The sequence below is a fragment of the Gorillibacterium timonense genome (assembly GCF_001457415.1).
In the GTDB taxonomy this organism is placed as follows: Bacteria; Bacillota; Bacilli; order Paenibacillales; family NBRC-103111; genus Gorillibacterium; species Gorillibacterium timonense.
This window is the reverse complement of the sequence record NZ_LN881722.1, coordinates 527,940-543,450: the sequence shown is the minus strand read 5'-3', so window position 1 is coordinate 543,450 and position 15,511 is coordinate 527,940. Positions and strand designations below refer to the sequence as shown.

Sequence of the window (15,511 nt, the reverse complement as noted above, 5' to 3'; positions counted from 1 at the left end):
AGCAAACGGAGGATATCTCAACGGCGTTAAGCGTCGCCCAGAGGATTTTTTAGGCTAAACGGAACGGGTAGCTTCTGCTTTTATTAGGTTTCAGGTAAACTAGAGAAAAGGACAAGGTTTGATTATAGAGGTGGAGGAATCGGTCTATCATGTTGCTTCAAGCAGTTAACATCAACAAGAGCTACGGGGTTCGCCCTGTGCTCTCCAATATAACGATGCTCGTCAATGAACGCGAAAAAATTGGTCTCGTCGGCGTAAACGGCGCGGGCAAATCGACATTTTTGCAGATTATTGCCGGGGAAATGTCGTATGACAGCGGCGATATGTTCAAAGCCAAGGAAACGACGATCGGCTATCTGGCGCAAAACAGCGGCCTGGACTCCAAAAGCACGATCCGCGAAGAGATGCTGGAGGTGTTCGAGCCCCTTCTGGCGGTAGAACGCGAGCTCAGGGAGCTGGAGGAAGTGATGGCGGATCCCTCTCTTCCCCATGACAGCAAACGCTATGAGGATATTTTGAACAAGTATGCGGCCCGATCGGATTACTTTCGGGAAAAAGGCGGCTACGGCATCGAGGCAAAGATCCGGGGGATTTTGAGCGGGATGGGCTTCGGAGAGTTTCCTCCTACGACCTCCATCGAAACCTTGAGCGGTGGCCAAAAGACTCGACTGGCGCTCGCCAAGATGCTTCTCCGCGAGCCTGATCTGCTTCTGCTCGACGAACCGACCAACCATTTGGACATCGATACGTTGACCTGGCTGGAGGAGTATCTACGTGGATACCCAGGCGCCATCGTCGTCGTCTCCCATGACCGTTATTTTCTCGATGCCCTCGTCGGCACGATCTATGAGATCGAGCGGCACACGTCCAAACGGTATACCGGCAATTATTCCAAATACATTGAGATCAAGGCAGCTGAATACGAATCTCAAATGAAGCAATACGAGAAGCAGCAGGACGAAATCGCGCGCATGGAGGACTTTATCCAAAAGAACATCGTGAGAGCCTCCACCACCAAAAGGGCGCAGAGCCGGCGCAAAGCGCTTGATAAGATGGACCGGATGGACAAACCGCTTGGCGACCTGAAGCGGGCTTCTTTCTCCTTTGAAGTGGATGTGATCACGGGCAAGGATGTCCTGCGGGCGGACCGAATTGCCGTAGCTTTTCAGAATGACCCGCCGTTGTTCCGTAATGTCAGCTTCCAATTGTCCCGTGGCGAGACGGTCGCCCTCATCGGGCCGAACGGGATTGGCAAATCGACACTGCTCAAGGTGCTGACCGGAGCCCGTCAGGCGGAAGCGGGCCTCTATGAGTGGGGGACGAATGTACGCATCGGGTACTATGATCAGGAGCAAAAGAACCTGAACCCCAACCACACCGTTCTGGAGGAGCTCTGGAGCGCTTATCCACATCTGGAGGAAGCGCGCATCCGCACGGTGCTGGGCAATTTCCTGTTCAGCGGCGAAGATGTCTTCAAGAAAGTAGCCGCGCTGAGCGGCGGCGAAAAAGCGCGGGTCTCCCTCGCCAAGCTGATGCTGCAAAATGCGAACGTGCTCATTCTTGACGAACCGACGAACCATCTCGATCTATACAGCAAGGAAGTACTGGAGGCTTCTCTCATCGATTACGAAGGAACCCTGCTGTTCATTTCCCATGACCGCTACTTCCTGAACAAAATGGCGGAACGGATTCTCGAGCTTCATCCGGATGGCGTGGAGAACTTCTTGGGCAATTACGACGATTACCTGGAAAAGAAGAAGGAGCTCGCCGACATCGAAGGAGAGCTCGCTTCCGGGAAAAAAGGAGCGACCAAGCATACGCCGGGAAGCTTCGGCGGCGGAAGCCGCAGCGAAGCCGATGCAGGGTCCGCGTCCAAAAACAGCAGCGGAGTCTCGGGCATTCCAAACGTTGGCGGGAAGAGTAGCGGCGAAGGAACGGCTGCAGCGAGAGGAGGCAGCTCCGAAGCGGGCAGTCAACCGATACGGACTGGCGATTACGAGACGGACAAGCAGGCCAAGCGTGAAGAGCGCAGCCGCCAGAGGCGGATCGAACAGCTGGAGAAGGAAATCGCCCGGCTGGAGGAAGAATTGGCAGTGCTCGAGGAAGAGCTCACACAGCCCGAGGTCTACAACGATTACCTGCTCGTGCAGGAAAAGAACGAAGCGATCGATACCCGCAAGGCCGAGCTGGAAAAGGTCTATGCCGAGTGGGAGGAACTGCTCACGTAGTCGACCGACTGACGGGGAGATGCATCCTGCCCACGAGTGAGACAGGCTGCTTAGGATGATCTTAAGAGTCGGACCGCGCAGGTGTGTTGCAGGCCGTGGGTAAGATTGAAGACAGGGAGCTTACTTAAGCTAAGTCATACCTAAGAGGATCATAACGCGAACGACAGGAACAGCCGCTGAAAAGCGGCTGTTCACATGTTTATAGAGGTTTCCAGCGTCAAAGCCGACTATTCACAGAGTTGTCCACAACAGGTACCCGTCGCATTCCCTTAAATCACTAGGTATTCGGTAGTTATCCCTAAACTTATCCCCATTATCCACATTCTTTGCAGAGAAGCCTCCTGTTTTTTTATCAACATCATCAGGTAGCGCAGGGACAAGGCTGAGCAGGGTTATCCACTTTATCCACAGAGCCTGTGGATAAAGTTGTCCACATTTACGCTGGGGGGCACGCATGGGAGTGAGGTTGATCGCCAACACGCACCGTGACTCCTTCGTGCGCGGCACGTACGAGTCCTGAGGTTGATCGAAAAACCGTCGCACCTCGTTCGGGGAGCTCGTAACGGTACGTACTGGAGCCACATCTTCTCACCGTGAGCTTTCATGCGAAGTGGTCTTTGCTCTTTGCCAGGCATTCGTATCCCATTTCCCGCATGCGACACGTCCATGCCGCATATGGCATACTCTCGATCTCTTGCGCTCCATGCCATGTGTCAGGCGGCTATGTAAATCAAGCGTGTTGTTCTCATAACGACCACTTTTGGCGCAGCTCCTTGCATGAGGAGTTGCCGCATATGGTGATTGACCTCTGACGAAGGGGAGCACAGCGCGTAGGAGGGAACTGGAGACAGACGAGGGCGATGATTTCTACCTTAGCGAAATGAGACGTATACAGGTGTGATCCTAACGGAAACGGCAGCTGCTAAATAGCTCAAAAAGGCAGCCAAATATAACTAACGGAACTGGTGGACCTCTGTCAAGAAAGTGGACGGTCAGGAAGCGGAATGAGTAGAAAAAAGAGCTGCAAAACGAACAGGAGAGAGATAGCCTAAGGTGCTGTGGATTCGTTTGCGGTTGTAGTAAAACTCGATGTATTGGAAAAGGGAATGGTAAGCCTGGTCCTTGTTCTTGAAACGGGGGTTGCAGTAAATGAGCTCTTTCTTTAAGATGCTGTGCCACGACTCGATGCAGGCGTTGTCATAGCAATTGCCCTTTCGGCTCATGCTGGGTTTCATGTGATAGAGGCACAACTGATTTCGGTAGTCTTGAGAGGTGTATTGCGAACCTCGGTCGGAGTGGTGAATCAAGCCTTTTTCGGGTCGCTTGGCTGCATATGCATCTTGTAAAGCACCGAGTACGAGGCTCGTTTCCATGTGGTGATCCAGACGCCATCCAACAATCTCACGCGTACATAGATCCATGACGCTGGCCAAGTACAAGCGCCCTTCTCGACAAGGAATCGAGGTGATGTCCGTCACCCATACCATATTCGGCTTCGGCACCCTGAATTGTTGATTGAGGTGGTTGGGGGAAACGGGATGGTCGGGATTGGAGCAGGTTGTCTGTACCCGGTATTTTCTGGACACAACCGAGCGGAGGCTCATCTCTCGCATGTATACGCTCACGGTACGCTCAGAGATCGTATGTCCCTCTTGACGAAGCAGTCGGGTAATCTTCGGGCTTCCGTACCGCTTCTGATGGTCGGCGAAGTGATATTGAATGCGCTTGAGCACAATCGCTTTGCGTCGCTTCTGTTTACTCGACCGCTCGACTCTCCACTTGTAATACCCGCTCCGTGAAACCCGTAGGGTTGTGCACATCTTCTCCAAGCGGAACTCGGAGCGATGATCCTCAATAAACCGGAATCTCAGTTCTTTGGTTTGCTGAAGATGTGCACTGCTTTTTTTACGATGGCGAGCTCTTCTTCCACATCGGAGAGTTTTTGCTCTTTTTCATGGAGTTGCCGGTTTAGTTCGCTCAACTTCGCTTCCAGTTCACGTACCCGATCTCCGCTAGCTGCCGGTTCATATTTCAGTTCACGGTACTGGCCCATCCATTGGTGGAGGGTGCCTCTTGGAATGTTGAGTTCCTCTGCTAGATCCGCTACTGTTTTTGTTTGTTCCTGAATGAACCGCACGGTCTGCTTTTTGAATTCCTCGTTGTACCGTTGTCGTTGTTCGCCCATGGGGACACCTCCGTTGGCTTCATTATCCGCAGTCTGTTAGCCGGTGTCCACTTTTTATTCTAGTTGCATGGATGCAGTTATTAGACTAACTTCGGAGTGGAAATCGACGATTAGCCTCAATTAGCGTCGTCGATCTCCGTTAGAATCCCCCATGGCCTTGCACCCATCGCCAGAGATGAAAAATAACCATGCGTATCCTCGCCATTCTTTGCGGTAATAAAGATAAGGGACAGATCAGAGGTCGGAAGAATGTTGGAGACGACTCCGAGTTAGAATCGGACCCCTGCAACCACGAGAATCGCCGATTGTCCGACAAGGACGCGTATAAAGTGTCAGCTTTGTATAAGGTTGCATGATCTGTCCTCCATTTTAGTATCGTGTAAAAGGAGTGACTGGCGATGGATGCGATTTTGGAACGATGTGCAGGATTGGATGTTCATCAAGACAATGTAGTGGCTTGTTTTTTATCGGGTTCATTGGATCGAAAACCCTCCAAAGAAATCGAGACCTTTGGGACGACGACCAAGGAACTGCTTCGGTTGCTGGATTGGTTGCAAGAGCGCGAGTGCAGCCAGGTGGCCATGGAGAGTACAGGCGTGTACTGGAAGCCGGTGTGGAACATTCTGGAGGGTAGCTGTCAGTTAACTCTCGCCAATCCCGAGCGCATCAAGAATGTGCCTGGACGGAAAACAGACTGCAACGACGCCCAGTGGATCGCGTCGCTGCATCGCTGTGGGTTGATCGAACCCAGTTTTGTCCCGGGGGAGACCATTCGCGACTTGCGTGACTTAACGCGCTACCGGCGGAAGCTCCTACAGAATGTCACCCAAGAAAAGAATCGGGTGCACAAAATCCTGCAAGATGCCAACGTGAAGCTCACCACCTTTCTCTCGGACATCTTTGGTGTCTCGGGCCGTGCCTTGCTGGAATCCGTGGCCAATGGCGAGAAGCTTCAAGAGCATGAGATTCGCGACAAAGTCAAAACCACGGTCAAACGCAAGGTGCCCGAGCTCATCGAAGCGTTGAATGGCCGACTACGTCTGCATCACCGCCAGATGATGCGCAGACATCTGGACCATATCGAGTATCTGGAAGAGGAAATCGGTGAATTGGAAGGCGAAATCCAATCCTCGTTGACCCCGTATCGGGCGGAAGTGGAGTTGCTGGACACCATACCGGGAATTGACCAAGAGGCTGCGGCGAGCATCTTGGCGGAAGTAGGTCTGGATATGGGACATTTTCCAACCGATGGGCATTTGGCATCATGGTCCGGAGTATGTCCGGCTAACCATGAAAGCAACGGTAAAAAAAAACGAAAAAAGAATCAACGAGGCAATAAGGGGCTGAAATCCGTCCTATGCCAATGCAGTTGGGCGGCAATCCGGGTCAAAGACTCGCGAATTGCGGCGGTCTACTACCGCTTGGTGAAACGAATGGGCAAGCCAAAAGCCATCACAGCGGTTTCTCATCTGTTGATCCGCATGATCTATAGGGTTCTACGGGATAAGGTGCCCTACCAAGAATTGGGGGCCAATTATCTCGGAAATCGGGAGAAGAGTGTGGAATATTGGATTCGTAAAATCAAACTAATGGGCTATGAAGTGGAACTGCGCGACATCGCATCCGCATAGCCCTAAAAAATGAAAAATACATCAATAGGGCATCGTACGCCTTTTGTCACTTTAGCGCTTTAATGCAACGTTGGTGTTTTTCGTATAAATTTCAAAACGCCGTCAATCGATTAAATAGCGGCTATGGCTTCCATTAGAAAATAACCAGACTCGTCTGGCAGATCTCGAACGATTCGAGGCTTTTCGGAGTTTTTGAATCACTCGACGTTTCCTGCTTCGAGGTTTACTAGATCAGCCTAAAGGTCTGGAAGGTCGGGTGGCTTTTGCTCGCCTACTGCGTGTTCGAGAAGGCAGCGATCGATCACAAAAAGGAGCGAATCAAGCCCATTTATTCTCACCCGGCTTGATTCGCTCTTAATCTTTCGGCATTTCTATAATCAGGGGCTGTACCCCAGCAGGTTTTCACCTACTGAGGTACAGCCCCATTCTTTCGCGCCAGGCGCGGAAGCTATTGCACCGACCAGCTCTCCAAGGAGAGCAGCGGCTCGGCCTTCAAGTCGAGCGGGGCGTATTGCCCCCGCTCCCACTTGAGAAAGGCCGCCGCGCCGATCATAGCGGCATTGTCGGTGCACAGGCCGATCGGCGGCGCGAGCAGCGGGATCCCCGCCGCCGCACAACGCGGCGCTAGGCGTTCACGCAAACCGCGGTTCGCGGCGACGCCGCCCGCGAGCAGAAGCTGCTTCGCGCCATACGCCTCGACGGCGCGAAGGGCTTTCTCCGTCAGCACCTCGCTGACGGATTCCTGAAAGCCCCGCGCTACCTCAGATGCGTCGAGCGGCAGTCCCTTCATCTTCGCTTGGTTGATCGCGGCCATCACCGCCGATTTCAAGCCGCTGAAGCTGAAATCGTACGAGTCCGGCTCCAGCCAAGCGCGGGGCAGCGGCAGCGCAGCCTCCGCCTCATGCGCCATTCGGTCGACATGAGGACCGCCTGGATACGGCATGCCGAGGGCGCGGGCCACCTTGTCGTAGGCCTCGCCGACGGCATCGTCGCGCGTCCGGCCGATGATGCGGAATCGGCCGGGAGCTTCCACGAGCACGAGCTCGGTATGCCCGCCCGAGACCACGAGCGCCATCGCCGGGTATTCCAGCTCATGGACGAGCGCGTTGGCATAAATATGCCCGGCAATATGATGAACGGCGATCAGCGGCACCTGCAGCGAGTAGCTGAGCGCCTTGCCCGCTACCATGCCGACGAGCAGTGAGCCGACAAGGCCCGGTCCCTGCGTAACCGCAACGGCAGACAGATCACCGAGCGCGATCCCCGATTGCCGGATCGCGGCCTCCATCATCTCTGTAACGGATTCCACGTGCTTGCGTGATGCGACCTCCGGCACGACCCCGCCAAACTGCTGATGGGTTTCGATTTGACTGGACACAACATTGGACAAAATGGTCTTGCCGTCTTGAATGACGGCGGCCGAGGTGTCGTCGCAGCTGGTTTCCACCGCAAGAATGTAGCACGGGGAGCCGCTGACGCCTGTTGGGTTATTCATGCTTGCATTCTCCTTCACTTGCGCAGATACGGTTCCAGGTTGGCCCACATGATCAGGGCGTCTTCCTGGTTATCGGTATAATAGCCTTTGCGGACTCCGGCATTCTCGAAGCCCATCTTGCGGTACAGGTTCTGGGCGATCTCGTTCGTGACGCGCACTTCCAGCGTGATGCGGGTGGCTCCCATGAAGCTGGCCGTCTTCATCAGCTCGCCGACAAGGCGCTCCCCGAGCTTGATTCCCCGAAATTCCTTCTTCACCGCGATGTTCGTAATATGCGCCTCGTCCATGATCAGCCACATGCCCGCGTAGCCGGCAATGGTGAGCCCCGCTTCCATGACCATGTAATGAGCAAAATGATTGTTCGTCAGCTCGTTGTAAAAAGCGCCTGCCGACCAGGGGGTGGTGAAGGCTTCTTTTTCGATGGCGCAAATATAATCGATGTCATCCAGCTTCATTCTCCGAAACTGCAGGGGCAATCCTTCGGCGCTCAGCCGTTCGTTCACGTGTGGTTCTCCCCTCTCAGGCGGGCCGCGAGCTTCACTTCCGCCTCTGCCAGTTGGGTGTAATTCGGAAGCAGTCGGTGTGGGTCCTCCGTCGCGTGAGCCGCGAGCATCGGGACCGCCAGCAATCCGCAGGCGTACGCTCGCAGATGATCCTCGAGGATGGTCGTTTCTCCTGAGCGCCGTTCAGCGTAAGCCGACAGAAGCGGGAGGAACTCCTCCGTCTCTCCCGTGAACACGACGCGCGCCGGATGGGCGGAATCCGCCTCCTCTTGCTCGAGCATGAGCAGCTTCTCCAGCCATTGCTCCACCGGATGAATAGCGTCGTCGACCAAGCGACTCATGGTCCAGCCTTCATCCGATGTCCATGCATCGGCGAATTCCGTCCTGCCGTTCGTACCGGGATAGCTTCCTCCTGCCTCATCGATACCGGATGCTGCCCGGAACAAAGCCGTATAAGCCTGCCCCCTTCTCGCCCCGAGCAACGGCACAATCCATACCGGACCTGCCTCCGCCACGTCTGCGGTTACAGCGGGAGCCTTCTCCCCGTCCGGCAATAGTGTGCCCAAGGCAAGCGAAGCCAGGCTCGAAACACCGGCGACCGGAATCTGCTGCGCCCAAGCCATCGTCTTGGCGACCGTCACACCGATGCGGACTCCCGTGTAGGAGCCCGGTCCAACGCCTGTCGCGATGGCCGACAGTTCCGCGGGCTTCACACCGGCCGATTCAAGCATCTCTTCCACGAGAGGCAGTAAGCGGATGGAATGATTCCGTTCCGCGTGCAGCTTCCGTTCGGCGATCAGACGATTCCCCTCCAGAAGGGCAGCCGTCATGGACGCGCTTGAGGTGTCGATGACAAGCAGCTTCCCGCCGTTCGCCGCGCCCGCCTTCGGCACCTGTATAGATTCCTCATTCATAGGGACAAAACTCCGTTTCTGTTCAATTCCTCGCACCAAGCGATATATTTTTCACCATGAGGGGTTAACCGAAAGAGCCTCTCCTCAGGACCTGTATAGGCCAGATGTACAGAAAGCCGCTCCTCCGGAAGCAACTCCTCGATCAGCTCCGCCCATTCCACGAGGGTCACCCCGTCGCCTTCAAAATAATCGTCCAGACCGAGCTCAGCAGCTTCCGGCAGAGAAAGCCGGTAAACATCCATATGATAGAAAGGCAGCTCTCTGCCCTCATATTCCTTGATGATCGTAAAAGTCGGGCTGTTCACAAGCTCTTCAACTCCGAGGGCCACCGCCAGCGCCTGCGAGAACGCCGTCTTGCCCGCGCCGAGATCGCCGTCCAGCGCCAGAACCGATCCCGGTTCGAGCCGCTTCGCCAGCTCGCCCGCTAGAAAGGCCGTATCATACAGCCCGCGGGACATAAAAGAATAGGGTCCATTCCCGTCCATTCTTCCGCTCCTTTAGAGCGTGTTTGCAAACACGCTTAGCACAGTCAATGCACTTTATTATATCCCTGCTCTGTGTCGCTATCAAGAACAAGTCGGCTGTCCGCCCACCATTCCCGTATGGATTGCTTCCGGTCTTCCTTGGGCAAAATGAGCAAAGAAATGATTCGCCAGATCGACCTAAGGGAGGATATTCGCATGCATACCATCTGGAAAGGCGCCATCAGCTTCGGACTCGTTCATGTGCCGGTACGCATGTATGCGGCCACCGAAGACAAGGATATTTCGATGCGCTACATCCACAAAGCCTGCTCGACTCCACTGAATTACGTCCGCACCTGCCCAACCTGCAACAAGGAAGTCGGATGGGAGGAAATCTCCCGAGGGTATGAATATGAGCCGGGCCGGTTCGTCCTCTTTGAAAAAGACGAGCTGGACGCACTCGCGGGAGAAGCGAACCGGGAGATCAAGATTCTCGACTTCGTCGATCTCACCGAAATCGACCCGGTCTATTTTCAGAAAACCTATTACCTCGGGCCTGGAGACACCGGCGCGGGAGCTTACAGCCTGCTGCTCGAATCGATCAAGCAGACCGGCAAGATCGGCATCGCCTCTGTGACCCTCCGCTCGAAAAGCAGCCTCGCTGCAATCCGGGTCATTGATCGCTGTATCTCCATGGAGACCATCTTTTACCCCGACGAGATTCGAGCCGTCGATCAGGTCCCGAATCTGCCGGATTCAGCGAATGTGAACGAGAAGGAGCTCACCATGGCGAAGCTCTTGATCGAACAGCTGTCTTCCCCGTTCGAGCCGGAAAAGTACAAGGATTCATACCGCGCCGCTATGATGACGGCCATCGAGCAGAAGATTGCCGGGGAGGAGGTTCGCGCCGCGCCGACGCCGGAGAGGGCCAATGTCATCGACCTGATGGCGGCTCTGCAAGCGAGTCTGGATGCGGCCAAGCCTGCCAGCGCCGACACACCTGCAGCGGCTGCGAAGTCAGGCAAAGGAAGCAAAAAGGCAAGCGGCGGCTCGCCTGAACCATCCGCGCCGCGCGGCAAGGGGCGCAAGCGAACAGGCAGTTAAAGTCGGGAAGAAGGGAGTCGATAATCGTACACACGAAGCTTTTCAAGAACAACCTTTCCGCACCGAACAAAGCTCCAGCGCGGTGCTTGACGTCACATGACGATGGTCAACCCCCTGTCTCACTGAAGCTAAAACGTGTATTCAAGCGGATTCCCGACGATGGACTTGCGGATTTCACCTTCTATAAGCTCCGTTCGCGATTTTTAGGTGGCGGTTTGAATACACGACACGCACTCTAAGAAAGAAACATACCGCTCTTCAACCGGGAAGCGTCCTCGTTTCCCGGTCCTCTTTTCCACCTGTACATATTTTTCCCTTCGAACGCAGAAACTGATGACAATTGAGAGGGAACTATTATTGTCCCCGGACACAGGCAGGTGAATGACATGGATACCCATAAGAAAGAGAAGTCCTCTTCTTCCATCGGACCGAAAACCTATTCGAATCTCCATGACTTGAAGGATGTTCCGATTTCAAAGAACCTGGATGAAAACGAGTCGTATCTGAACGAGCTGTTCGCAGACTGCTCCGACGTCATCATCCGGCCGTTTCAATCTGATCCCGGCCTGGGAGCGCTCGCCGTGCTGGTGGATGGACTCGTCAACTCTGTTCTCGTCCAGCGCAGCCTGGAGATGCTCATGACTTATTGGCAGGATGAGCCAGATGACCTGGATAGCATCATGGAGCGGGTCATTCCCGCTTCCCAGGTCAAGATGGTCTCCAATTATGAAGACATGCTGGAAGGAGTGCTGAGCGGTGATTCAGCCCTCCTGATGGATGGAAATGAACAGGCGCTTCTCATCCAGTTGCGCGCTCCGAATCTGCGTTCCATCAGCAAGCCTTCCACCGAAGAGATCGTGCGCGGGCCGCAGGAAGGGTTCATTGAGGGCATCCGTATCAATACCTCCCTCGTTCGCCGAAGGATCAAAACGCCTCACTTGAAGATGAAGCCCCTCCTGCTCGGACGCCACACCCGCACAGACATCGTCGTCTCCTACGTGGAAGGAATCGTCGATCCCCACCTTCTGTCTGAGGTACTCGATCGGCTTGGACGTATCGACGTGGATGCGATATTCGAGACCGGTCAGTTGGAGGAATATATCCAAGACAGCGCTTATTCTCCGTTTCCTCAAGTGCAGATCTCGGAACGGCCGGATGCCGTATGCGCTGCTCTGATGAACGGAAGAATCGCCATCTTTGTCGACGGAACTCCTATGGTCATGATCATCCCTACGGTCTTTATCAATTTCCTGCTGACCGTCGAGGATCACTATGAACGCTTTCAGTTCTCGACCTTCCTCCGGTGGTTGAGGTACGCCTTCCTCATACTGTCGCTGTTCGTGCCCGCTTGGTTCGTCGCCGCCACCACGTATCATCCCGAGATGATTCCGACGAGTCTCCTGCTCAGCATCTGCGCCGCCCGCGAGTTGATTCCCTTTCCTGCGGTGGTCGAGGTCCTGATCATGGAGATCATCTTCGAGGCGCTCCGGGAAGCGGGAATCCGTTTGCCCAAGCAGATCGGTTCCGCGCTCAGCATCCTGGGTGCGCTGATCATCGGGCAAGCGGCCGTCGAAGCAGGCATTGTCTCTGCTCCCGTCGTCATCGTCGTCTCCATTACGGGGATTGCATCCTTTACTCTGCCGCAGTATAACGGAGCGGTTGCCCTTCGGCTGCTGCGGTTTCCCCTGATCATTCTCGGCTCCATTCTCGGCTTCTATGGGATCATGCTCGGAGGCATGCTGCTTATCGGCCATATGGCCAATCTCCGTTCCTTCGGCGTTCCCTACCTGTCCCCATTAGCTCCCGCCTCGAGCGGGGACGCGCAGATGACCTTGATCCGCCTGCCGCATTGGGCCTCCGTCCGGCGTCCGAGCTACCTGCATCCTCAGGATGAGATTCGGCGGAGCATCAAGGTCAAGCGAAGCATCAGCAAGAACAAGGGATCCAACGGCAGCGCTAATCCAAACGGCGACTCCACTGGCTCTTCTCGAGCTTCCAAAGGAAAGGGGGATTCCGACCGTGGTGAAAACGAGTAAGAAGGGGCCGCTTCTGGCCTGTCTCCTTCTGCTTGCTGGCTGTCTAACGGGCTGCTGGGACCGGACGGAGCTGAACGATATGGCATTTACCCTTGCGACTTCCGTGGATGCCGCTCCGAATAATCGGGTCCTCATCTCGATCGAGGTTCCGATTCCGGCCAAGATGGGCAACAAGAGCGGAGGCGGCGACCCCTTCACCATCGTTTCCAGCGAAGCGGCCACCATGCGTAACGCTACCCTTATGCAATCCCTGCGCATGTCCCGCCGCGTGTCCAGTTCCCACCGCCGCGTCTTGATCATCGGAGAGGAGATGGCCAAGAAGGGAATCCGGCCGCTCTTCGATAACTTTTCCCGGGTGCCGGAGAACCGCCTGAACGGCATTATTGTCGTCGCAAAAGGAAAGGGAAGCGACCTGCTCAAGGGCAAGACTCCCGTTGACGAATTCAGTTGGGAAGCGATTCGGGAGATTATTCGGGGACGCGGGCGCACGGTAAACAATATGAAAAATGTGGCGCAAGCGCTTAGCCTCAGAGAGCGCGATCCGATCATTGTCTACATGGGAACCGTTGAGACAAAAGAAAACGGCCCAAACCAAATCAAATTGCTCGGTTACGCCCAATTCAAAAGCGACAAGATGGTTGGCGTCTTCGAAGAGTCTAAAATGGAAGGCATTCACTGGCTCGGAGGGCAGATCACCCCTCATGAAATGACCGTAACCTTACCTTCCGGCCAGTTCCTTACCGCTTATGTCCTGGAAGGAAAGACAAACGTTGTTCCCTCGATCAGCCAAAGCGGAAAGGTCACATTCGTCATCTCTTCGCAAGCAACCTGCTACGTGCTCGAGGATATCGACATGCTCGATTTGAACGACTTGAACAATGTCCGCATGGTATCGGGAGTGATCGGCAAGGCGATAAAGAAAACGATGGAAGAGAGCTTCGAGCAAATGCAGAGCGAAGGGACGGACTCCGTTGCCCTCGGAAGCCGTGTCTATCGGAAATACCCGAGAATCTGGAGGGACCGCCTCGCGCAGAACTGGCGGGACGATGGATTGAAAAAGGCTGAAATCCGCATCCACACGGAAGTCCATCTGTCCCATACCGGGCTCATCTCCAACAATCTGGCGAAAGAGGAGCGAGATCTCAAATGAGTAACCTGCTGTTCGTGATCTTGTTCCTGCTTCTCCTCGCATTCACCACCGGATCAGACATCCTTGCCCTGCGCCGTAAAGGACATAAATCCGAAAGTGCGGTTGCCCTTGTCTTCAACAGTGTGACGGCCGTCCTGCTTATTCTCTGGCTGGCAGGCATCAAGGTTGGTATGCCGACCCGGCCGCTCATCGATCCCGTCGGAATGGCGGTCTATCAATGGATTAAGGAGCTGCTCGCCTAATGCAAAAAACCGCTATCAGTCAGCGCCAATTTGCTTTCCTGACCATCTCGCTTTTGATCACAACCGCCTTGATCAACCTGCCCCATTTCCTGATCGAGTTGAGCGGATCGGATGCCGCCTTCTCGGTTATCATTATGGCGGTCTACGGTTTGGCGATTGCCGCTTATTTGGTCATGCTGTCCAAGCGCTACCCGCAGAAAAATCTGTTTGAAATCCATGAAATTATTTTCGGGCGGATTGGCGGCACCGTGATCAACCTCTTCTTGCTCCTTCACATCTGGTTCGTCTTCATGCGAGACATCCGCTTGTTCAATTTCTTTTCAAAGGTGACGCTGCTTCCGCGCACACCGACCGAAATTCTTCTGCTCCTGTTTTTCATCGTGCTGATCTACTACGGCTCGACTACGATCGAGGTCTCGGCAAGGGTGAACGAGCTGTTGTTTCCGATTCTCTTGCTGTCGCAGCTGTTCCTGCCGATTTTGCTGATCAATCAGTTTTCGTTCTATTCGGTCGACCCTTATTTTGTTCAGCCCCCCTCCCATGTAGGTTTGGCAGGAATCGTAGGCTGCACATGGTTTGGCGATATGGTCGTGATGGGCGCCTTTCTTCAGATGCTCTCGTCCAAAATGCAGATGAAGGCGGCGTTCCGATTCTCAGTCGTCACCGCCAGCTTTCTCATTTGCTTGTTCTTGACTCTGAGCATCCTCGTCTTCGGAACGAACATTACCGCCCAGCAGGTATACCCTTCCTTTTCGCTTGCAATGCAAATTTTTCTGACCGATTTTTTTGACCGGCTGGAACTTCCCTTTTTGGCGATCTATTTTCCCATCTTCTTCGTGAACACGACGATCACCTTCATCGCCATGATGATCGGAATCGGAACGGTGACGAAGAGCCGGGACTATACCCTCTTCAACCGTTCGCTCGGGCTTCTGCTGCTGCTTTCCTGTATTCTTGGATTCCGCGGAGCTATCGATGTGAATGTATTTTCGAACTATGGCTTTCCCTTCTATGTGTTGATTATCGAACCGCTGGCGATCTGCACGGTTCTGATCGGGTACTGGATCAAGGAAACCCGCGAGAAGAAACGCTCGCGGAAATCCGAGGTCAGCGATAACTCTGGGCTGTCCATGCATGAGGGCGTAAAAGATCGAACAAAGGACGACTCAAAGGCGCGCTCTTCACCTGAAGGTACCGGGGGGGATTCCAAGGAGAAGGACGGGACTGCGGGCAGACCCGCATGGCCGCAAAAAAAATGGACGTCCGTCACGAACCTGTTCATCGGACTGGCGATCCTATTCGCGGCGATAGGCTTTTTGGTCGGACTTGATTATCAGAAAGTGGCGACCGGCTGTGCCATCGGCTATCACCTCTGCTTGCTGATTTGCATTTATACCACCTATCGCGAAGCGAAGCGGTCGCGAAGCGAAGCCGCCCACACATAGTATGCTGTCAACTCCAACCCACAGTTTCCGCACCCTTTTCCATACCCATTGACGCCGACGCTTATCCGCACGATGCAGTTGACAGCGTACGTAGTATGCTGTCAACTCCAACCC

General features: G+C 54.5%; 13 protein-coding genes. 7 read left to right on the top strand and 6 right to left on the bottom strand.

The window, feature by feature from the left end; all coding sequences use genetic code 11:
• The first annotated feature begins 149 nt into the window (after positions 1-149).
• Positions 150-2,228 carry an ABC-F family ATP-binding cassette domain-containing protein gene (locus BN2684_RS06960; RefSeq protein WP_058301427.1) on the top strand — a complete coding sequence of 693 codons (2,079 nt, stop codon included), beginning with the start codon at positions 150-152 and terminating at the stop codon, positions 2,226-2,228.
• Between the two features lie 992 nt (positions 2,229-3,220).
• Here the strand turns inward: BN2684_RS06960 and BN2684_RS06950 are convergent.
• Together BN2684_RS06950 and BN2684_RS06945 are read right to left on the bottom strand one after the other, a co-directional pair.
• Positions 3,221-4,084 (bottom strand): IS3 family transposase, encoded by an 864-nt coding sequence (locus tag BN2684_RS06950; RefSeq protein ID WP_234340185.1) that lies wholly within the window; start codon positions 4,082-4,084, stop codon positions 3,221-3,223.
• An 11-nt stretch (positions 4,085-4,095) separates the two neighbouring features.
• Complete coding sequence (locus BN2684_RS06945) at positions 4,096-4,413, bottom strand: LA_3659 family protein (protein ID WP_058301425.1); 318 nt, start codon at positions 4,411-4,413, stop codon at positions 4,096-4,098.
• A 398-nt stretch (positions 4,414-4,811) separates the two neighbouring features.
• Here BN2684_RS06945 and BN2684_RS06940 point away from each other — a divergent pair, with 398 nt between their 5' ends.
• Positions 4,812-6,044, top strand: coding sequence for an IS110 family RNA-guided transposase (locus tag BN2684_RS06940; RefSeq protein ID WP_058301424.1), 1,233 nt, complete (start codon positions 4,812-4,814; stop codon positions 6,042-6,044).
• 448 nt (positions 6,045-6,492) lie between these two features.
• Here the strand turns inward: BN2684_RS06940 and tsaD are convergent, their stop codons facing one another.
• Genes tsaD through tsaE form a run of 4 tightly spaced genes read right to left on the bottom strand, consistent with a single transcriptional unit; the run spans position 6,493 to position 9,441 of the window.
• Complete coding sequence (tsaD, locus tag BN2684_RS06935) at positions 6,493-7,539, bottom strand: tRNA (adenosine(37)-N6)-threonylcarbamoyltransferase complex transferase subunit TsaD (protein WP_058301423.1); 1,047 nt, start codon at positions 7,537-7,539, stop codon at positions 6,493-6,495.
• A 14-nt stretch (positions 7,540-7,553) separates the two neighbouring features.
• Positions 7,554-7,994 carry a ribosomal protein S18-alanine N-acetyltransferase gene (gene rimI, locus BN2684_RS06930; RefSeq protein WP_082651831.1) on the bottom strand — a complete coding sequence of 147 codons (441 nt, stop codon included), beginning with the start codon at positions 7,992-7,994 and terminating at the stop codon, positions 7,554-7,556.
• A 44-nt stretch (positions 7,995-8,038) separates the two neighbouring features.
• On the bottom strand, positions 8,039-8,956 hold the full coding sequence (gene tsaB / locus BN2684_RS06925; protein ID WP_058301421.1) for a tRNA (adenosine(37)-N6)-threonylcarbamoyltransferase complex dimerization subunit type 1 TsaB: 918 nt from the start codon (positions 8,954-8,956) through the stop codon (positions 8,039-8,041).
• A complete protein-coding gene (gene tsaE, locus BN2684_RS06920) occupies positions 8,953-9,441 on the bottom strand; it encodes a tRNA (adenosine(37)-N6)-threonylcarbamoyltransferase complex ATPase subunit type 1 TsaE (RefSeq protein ID WP_058301420.1) in 489 nt (162 codons plus the stop codon). Before tsaE ends, tsaB begins: the two co-directional genes overlap by 4 nt.
• A gap of 195 nt (positions 9,442-9,636) precedes the next feature.
• Here tsaE and ku point away from each other — a divergent pair, with 195 nt between their 5' ends.
• The 5 genes from ku to BN2684_RS06895 all read left to right on the top strand — a co-directional run bounded on the left by ku (position 9,637) and on the right by BN2684_RS06895 (position 15,397).
• Positions 9,637-10,524 (top strand): non-homologous end joining protein Ku, encoded by an 888-nt coding sequence (gene ku, locus BN2684_RS06915; RefSeq protein ID WP_058301419.1) that lies wholly within the window; start codon positions 9,637-9,639, stop codon positions 10,522-10,524.
• 386 nt (positions 10,525-10,910) lie between these two features.
• Positions 10,911-12,560: a spore germination protein gene (locus BN2684_RS06910; RefSeq protein ID WP_058301418.1), complete on the top strand. Its 1,650-nt coding sequence runs from the start codon at positions 10,911-10,913 to the stop codon at positions 12,558-12,560.
• Positions 12,544-13,710 (top strand): Ger(x)C family spore germination protein, encoded by a 1,167-nt coding sequence (locus BN2684_RS06905; RefSeq protein ID WP_058301417.1) that lies wholly within the window; start codon positions 12,544-12,546, stop codon positions 13,708-13,710. Before BN2684_RS06910 ends, BN2684_RS06905 begins: the two co-directional genes overlap by 17 nt.
• Positions 13,707-13,952 carry a hypothetical protein gene (locus tag BN2684_RS06900; RefSeq protein ID WP_058301416.1) on the top strand — a complete coding sequence of 82 codons (246 nt, stop codon included), beginning with the start codon at positions 13,707-13,709 and terminating at the stop codon, positions 13,950-13,952. The genes BN2684_RS06905 and BN2684_RS06900 overlap by 4 nt, the downstream gene beginning before the upstream one ends.
• The gene (locus BN2684_RS06895; RefSeq protein WP_058301415.1) at positions 13,952-15,397 is read left to right on the top strand and encodes a GerAB/ArcD/ProY family transporter; all 1,446 of its coding nucleotides are present in this window, start codon (positions 13,952-13,954) and stop codon (positions 15,395-15,397) included. The genes BN2684_RS06900 and BN2684_RS06895 overlap by 1 nt, the downstream gene beginning before the upstream one ends.
• Positions 15,398-15,511: the final 114 nt, after the last annotated feature.

Bases quoted from the DNA above. Each gene is read 5' to 3' on its own strand.
- BN2684_RS06960 (WP_058301427.1), top strand. From the start codon at position 150: ATGTTGCTTCAAGCAGTTAACATCAACAAGAGCTACGGGGTTCGCCCT.
- BN2684_RS06945 (WP_058301425.1), bottom strand. From the start codon at position 4,413: ATGGGCGAACAACGACAACGGTACAACGAGGAATTCAAAAAGCAGACC.
- BN2684_RS06940 (WP_058301424.1), top strand. From the start codon at position 4,812: ATGGATGCGATTTTGGAACGATGTGCAGGATTGGATGTTCATCAAGAC.
- tsaD (WP_058301423.1), bottom strand. From the start codon at position 7,539: ATGAATAACCCAACAGGCGTCAGCGGCTCCCCGTGCTACATTCTTGCG.
- rimI (WP_082651831.1), bottom strand. From the start codon at position 7,994: ATGAAGCTGGATGACATCGATTATATTTGCGCCATCGAAAAAGAAGCC.
- tsaB (WP_058301421.1), bottom strand. From the start codon at position 8,956: ATGAATGAGGAATCTATACAGGTGCCGAAGGCGGGCGCGGCGAACGGC.
- tsaE (WP_058301420.1), bottom strand. From the start codon at position 9,441: ATGGACGGGAATGGACCCTATTCTTTTATGTCCCGCGGGCTGTATGAT.
- ku (WP_058301419.1), top strand. From the start codon at position 9,637: ATGCATACCATCTGGAAAGGCGCCATCAGCTTCGGACTCGTTCATGTG.
- BN2684_RS06910 (WP_058301418.1), top strand. From the start codon at position 10,911: ATGGATACCCATAAGAAAGAGAAGTCCTCTTCTTCCATCGGACCGAAA.
- BN2684_RS06900 (WP_058301416.1), top strand. From the start codon at position 13,707: ATGAGTAACCTGCTGTTCGTGATCTTGTTCCTGCTTCTCCTCGCATTC.
- BN2684_RS06895 (WP_058301415.1), top strand. From the start codon at position 13,952: ATGCAAAAAACCGCTATCAGTCAGCGCCAATTTGCTTTCCTGACCATC.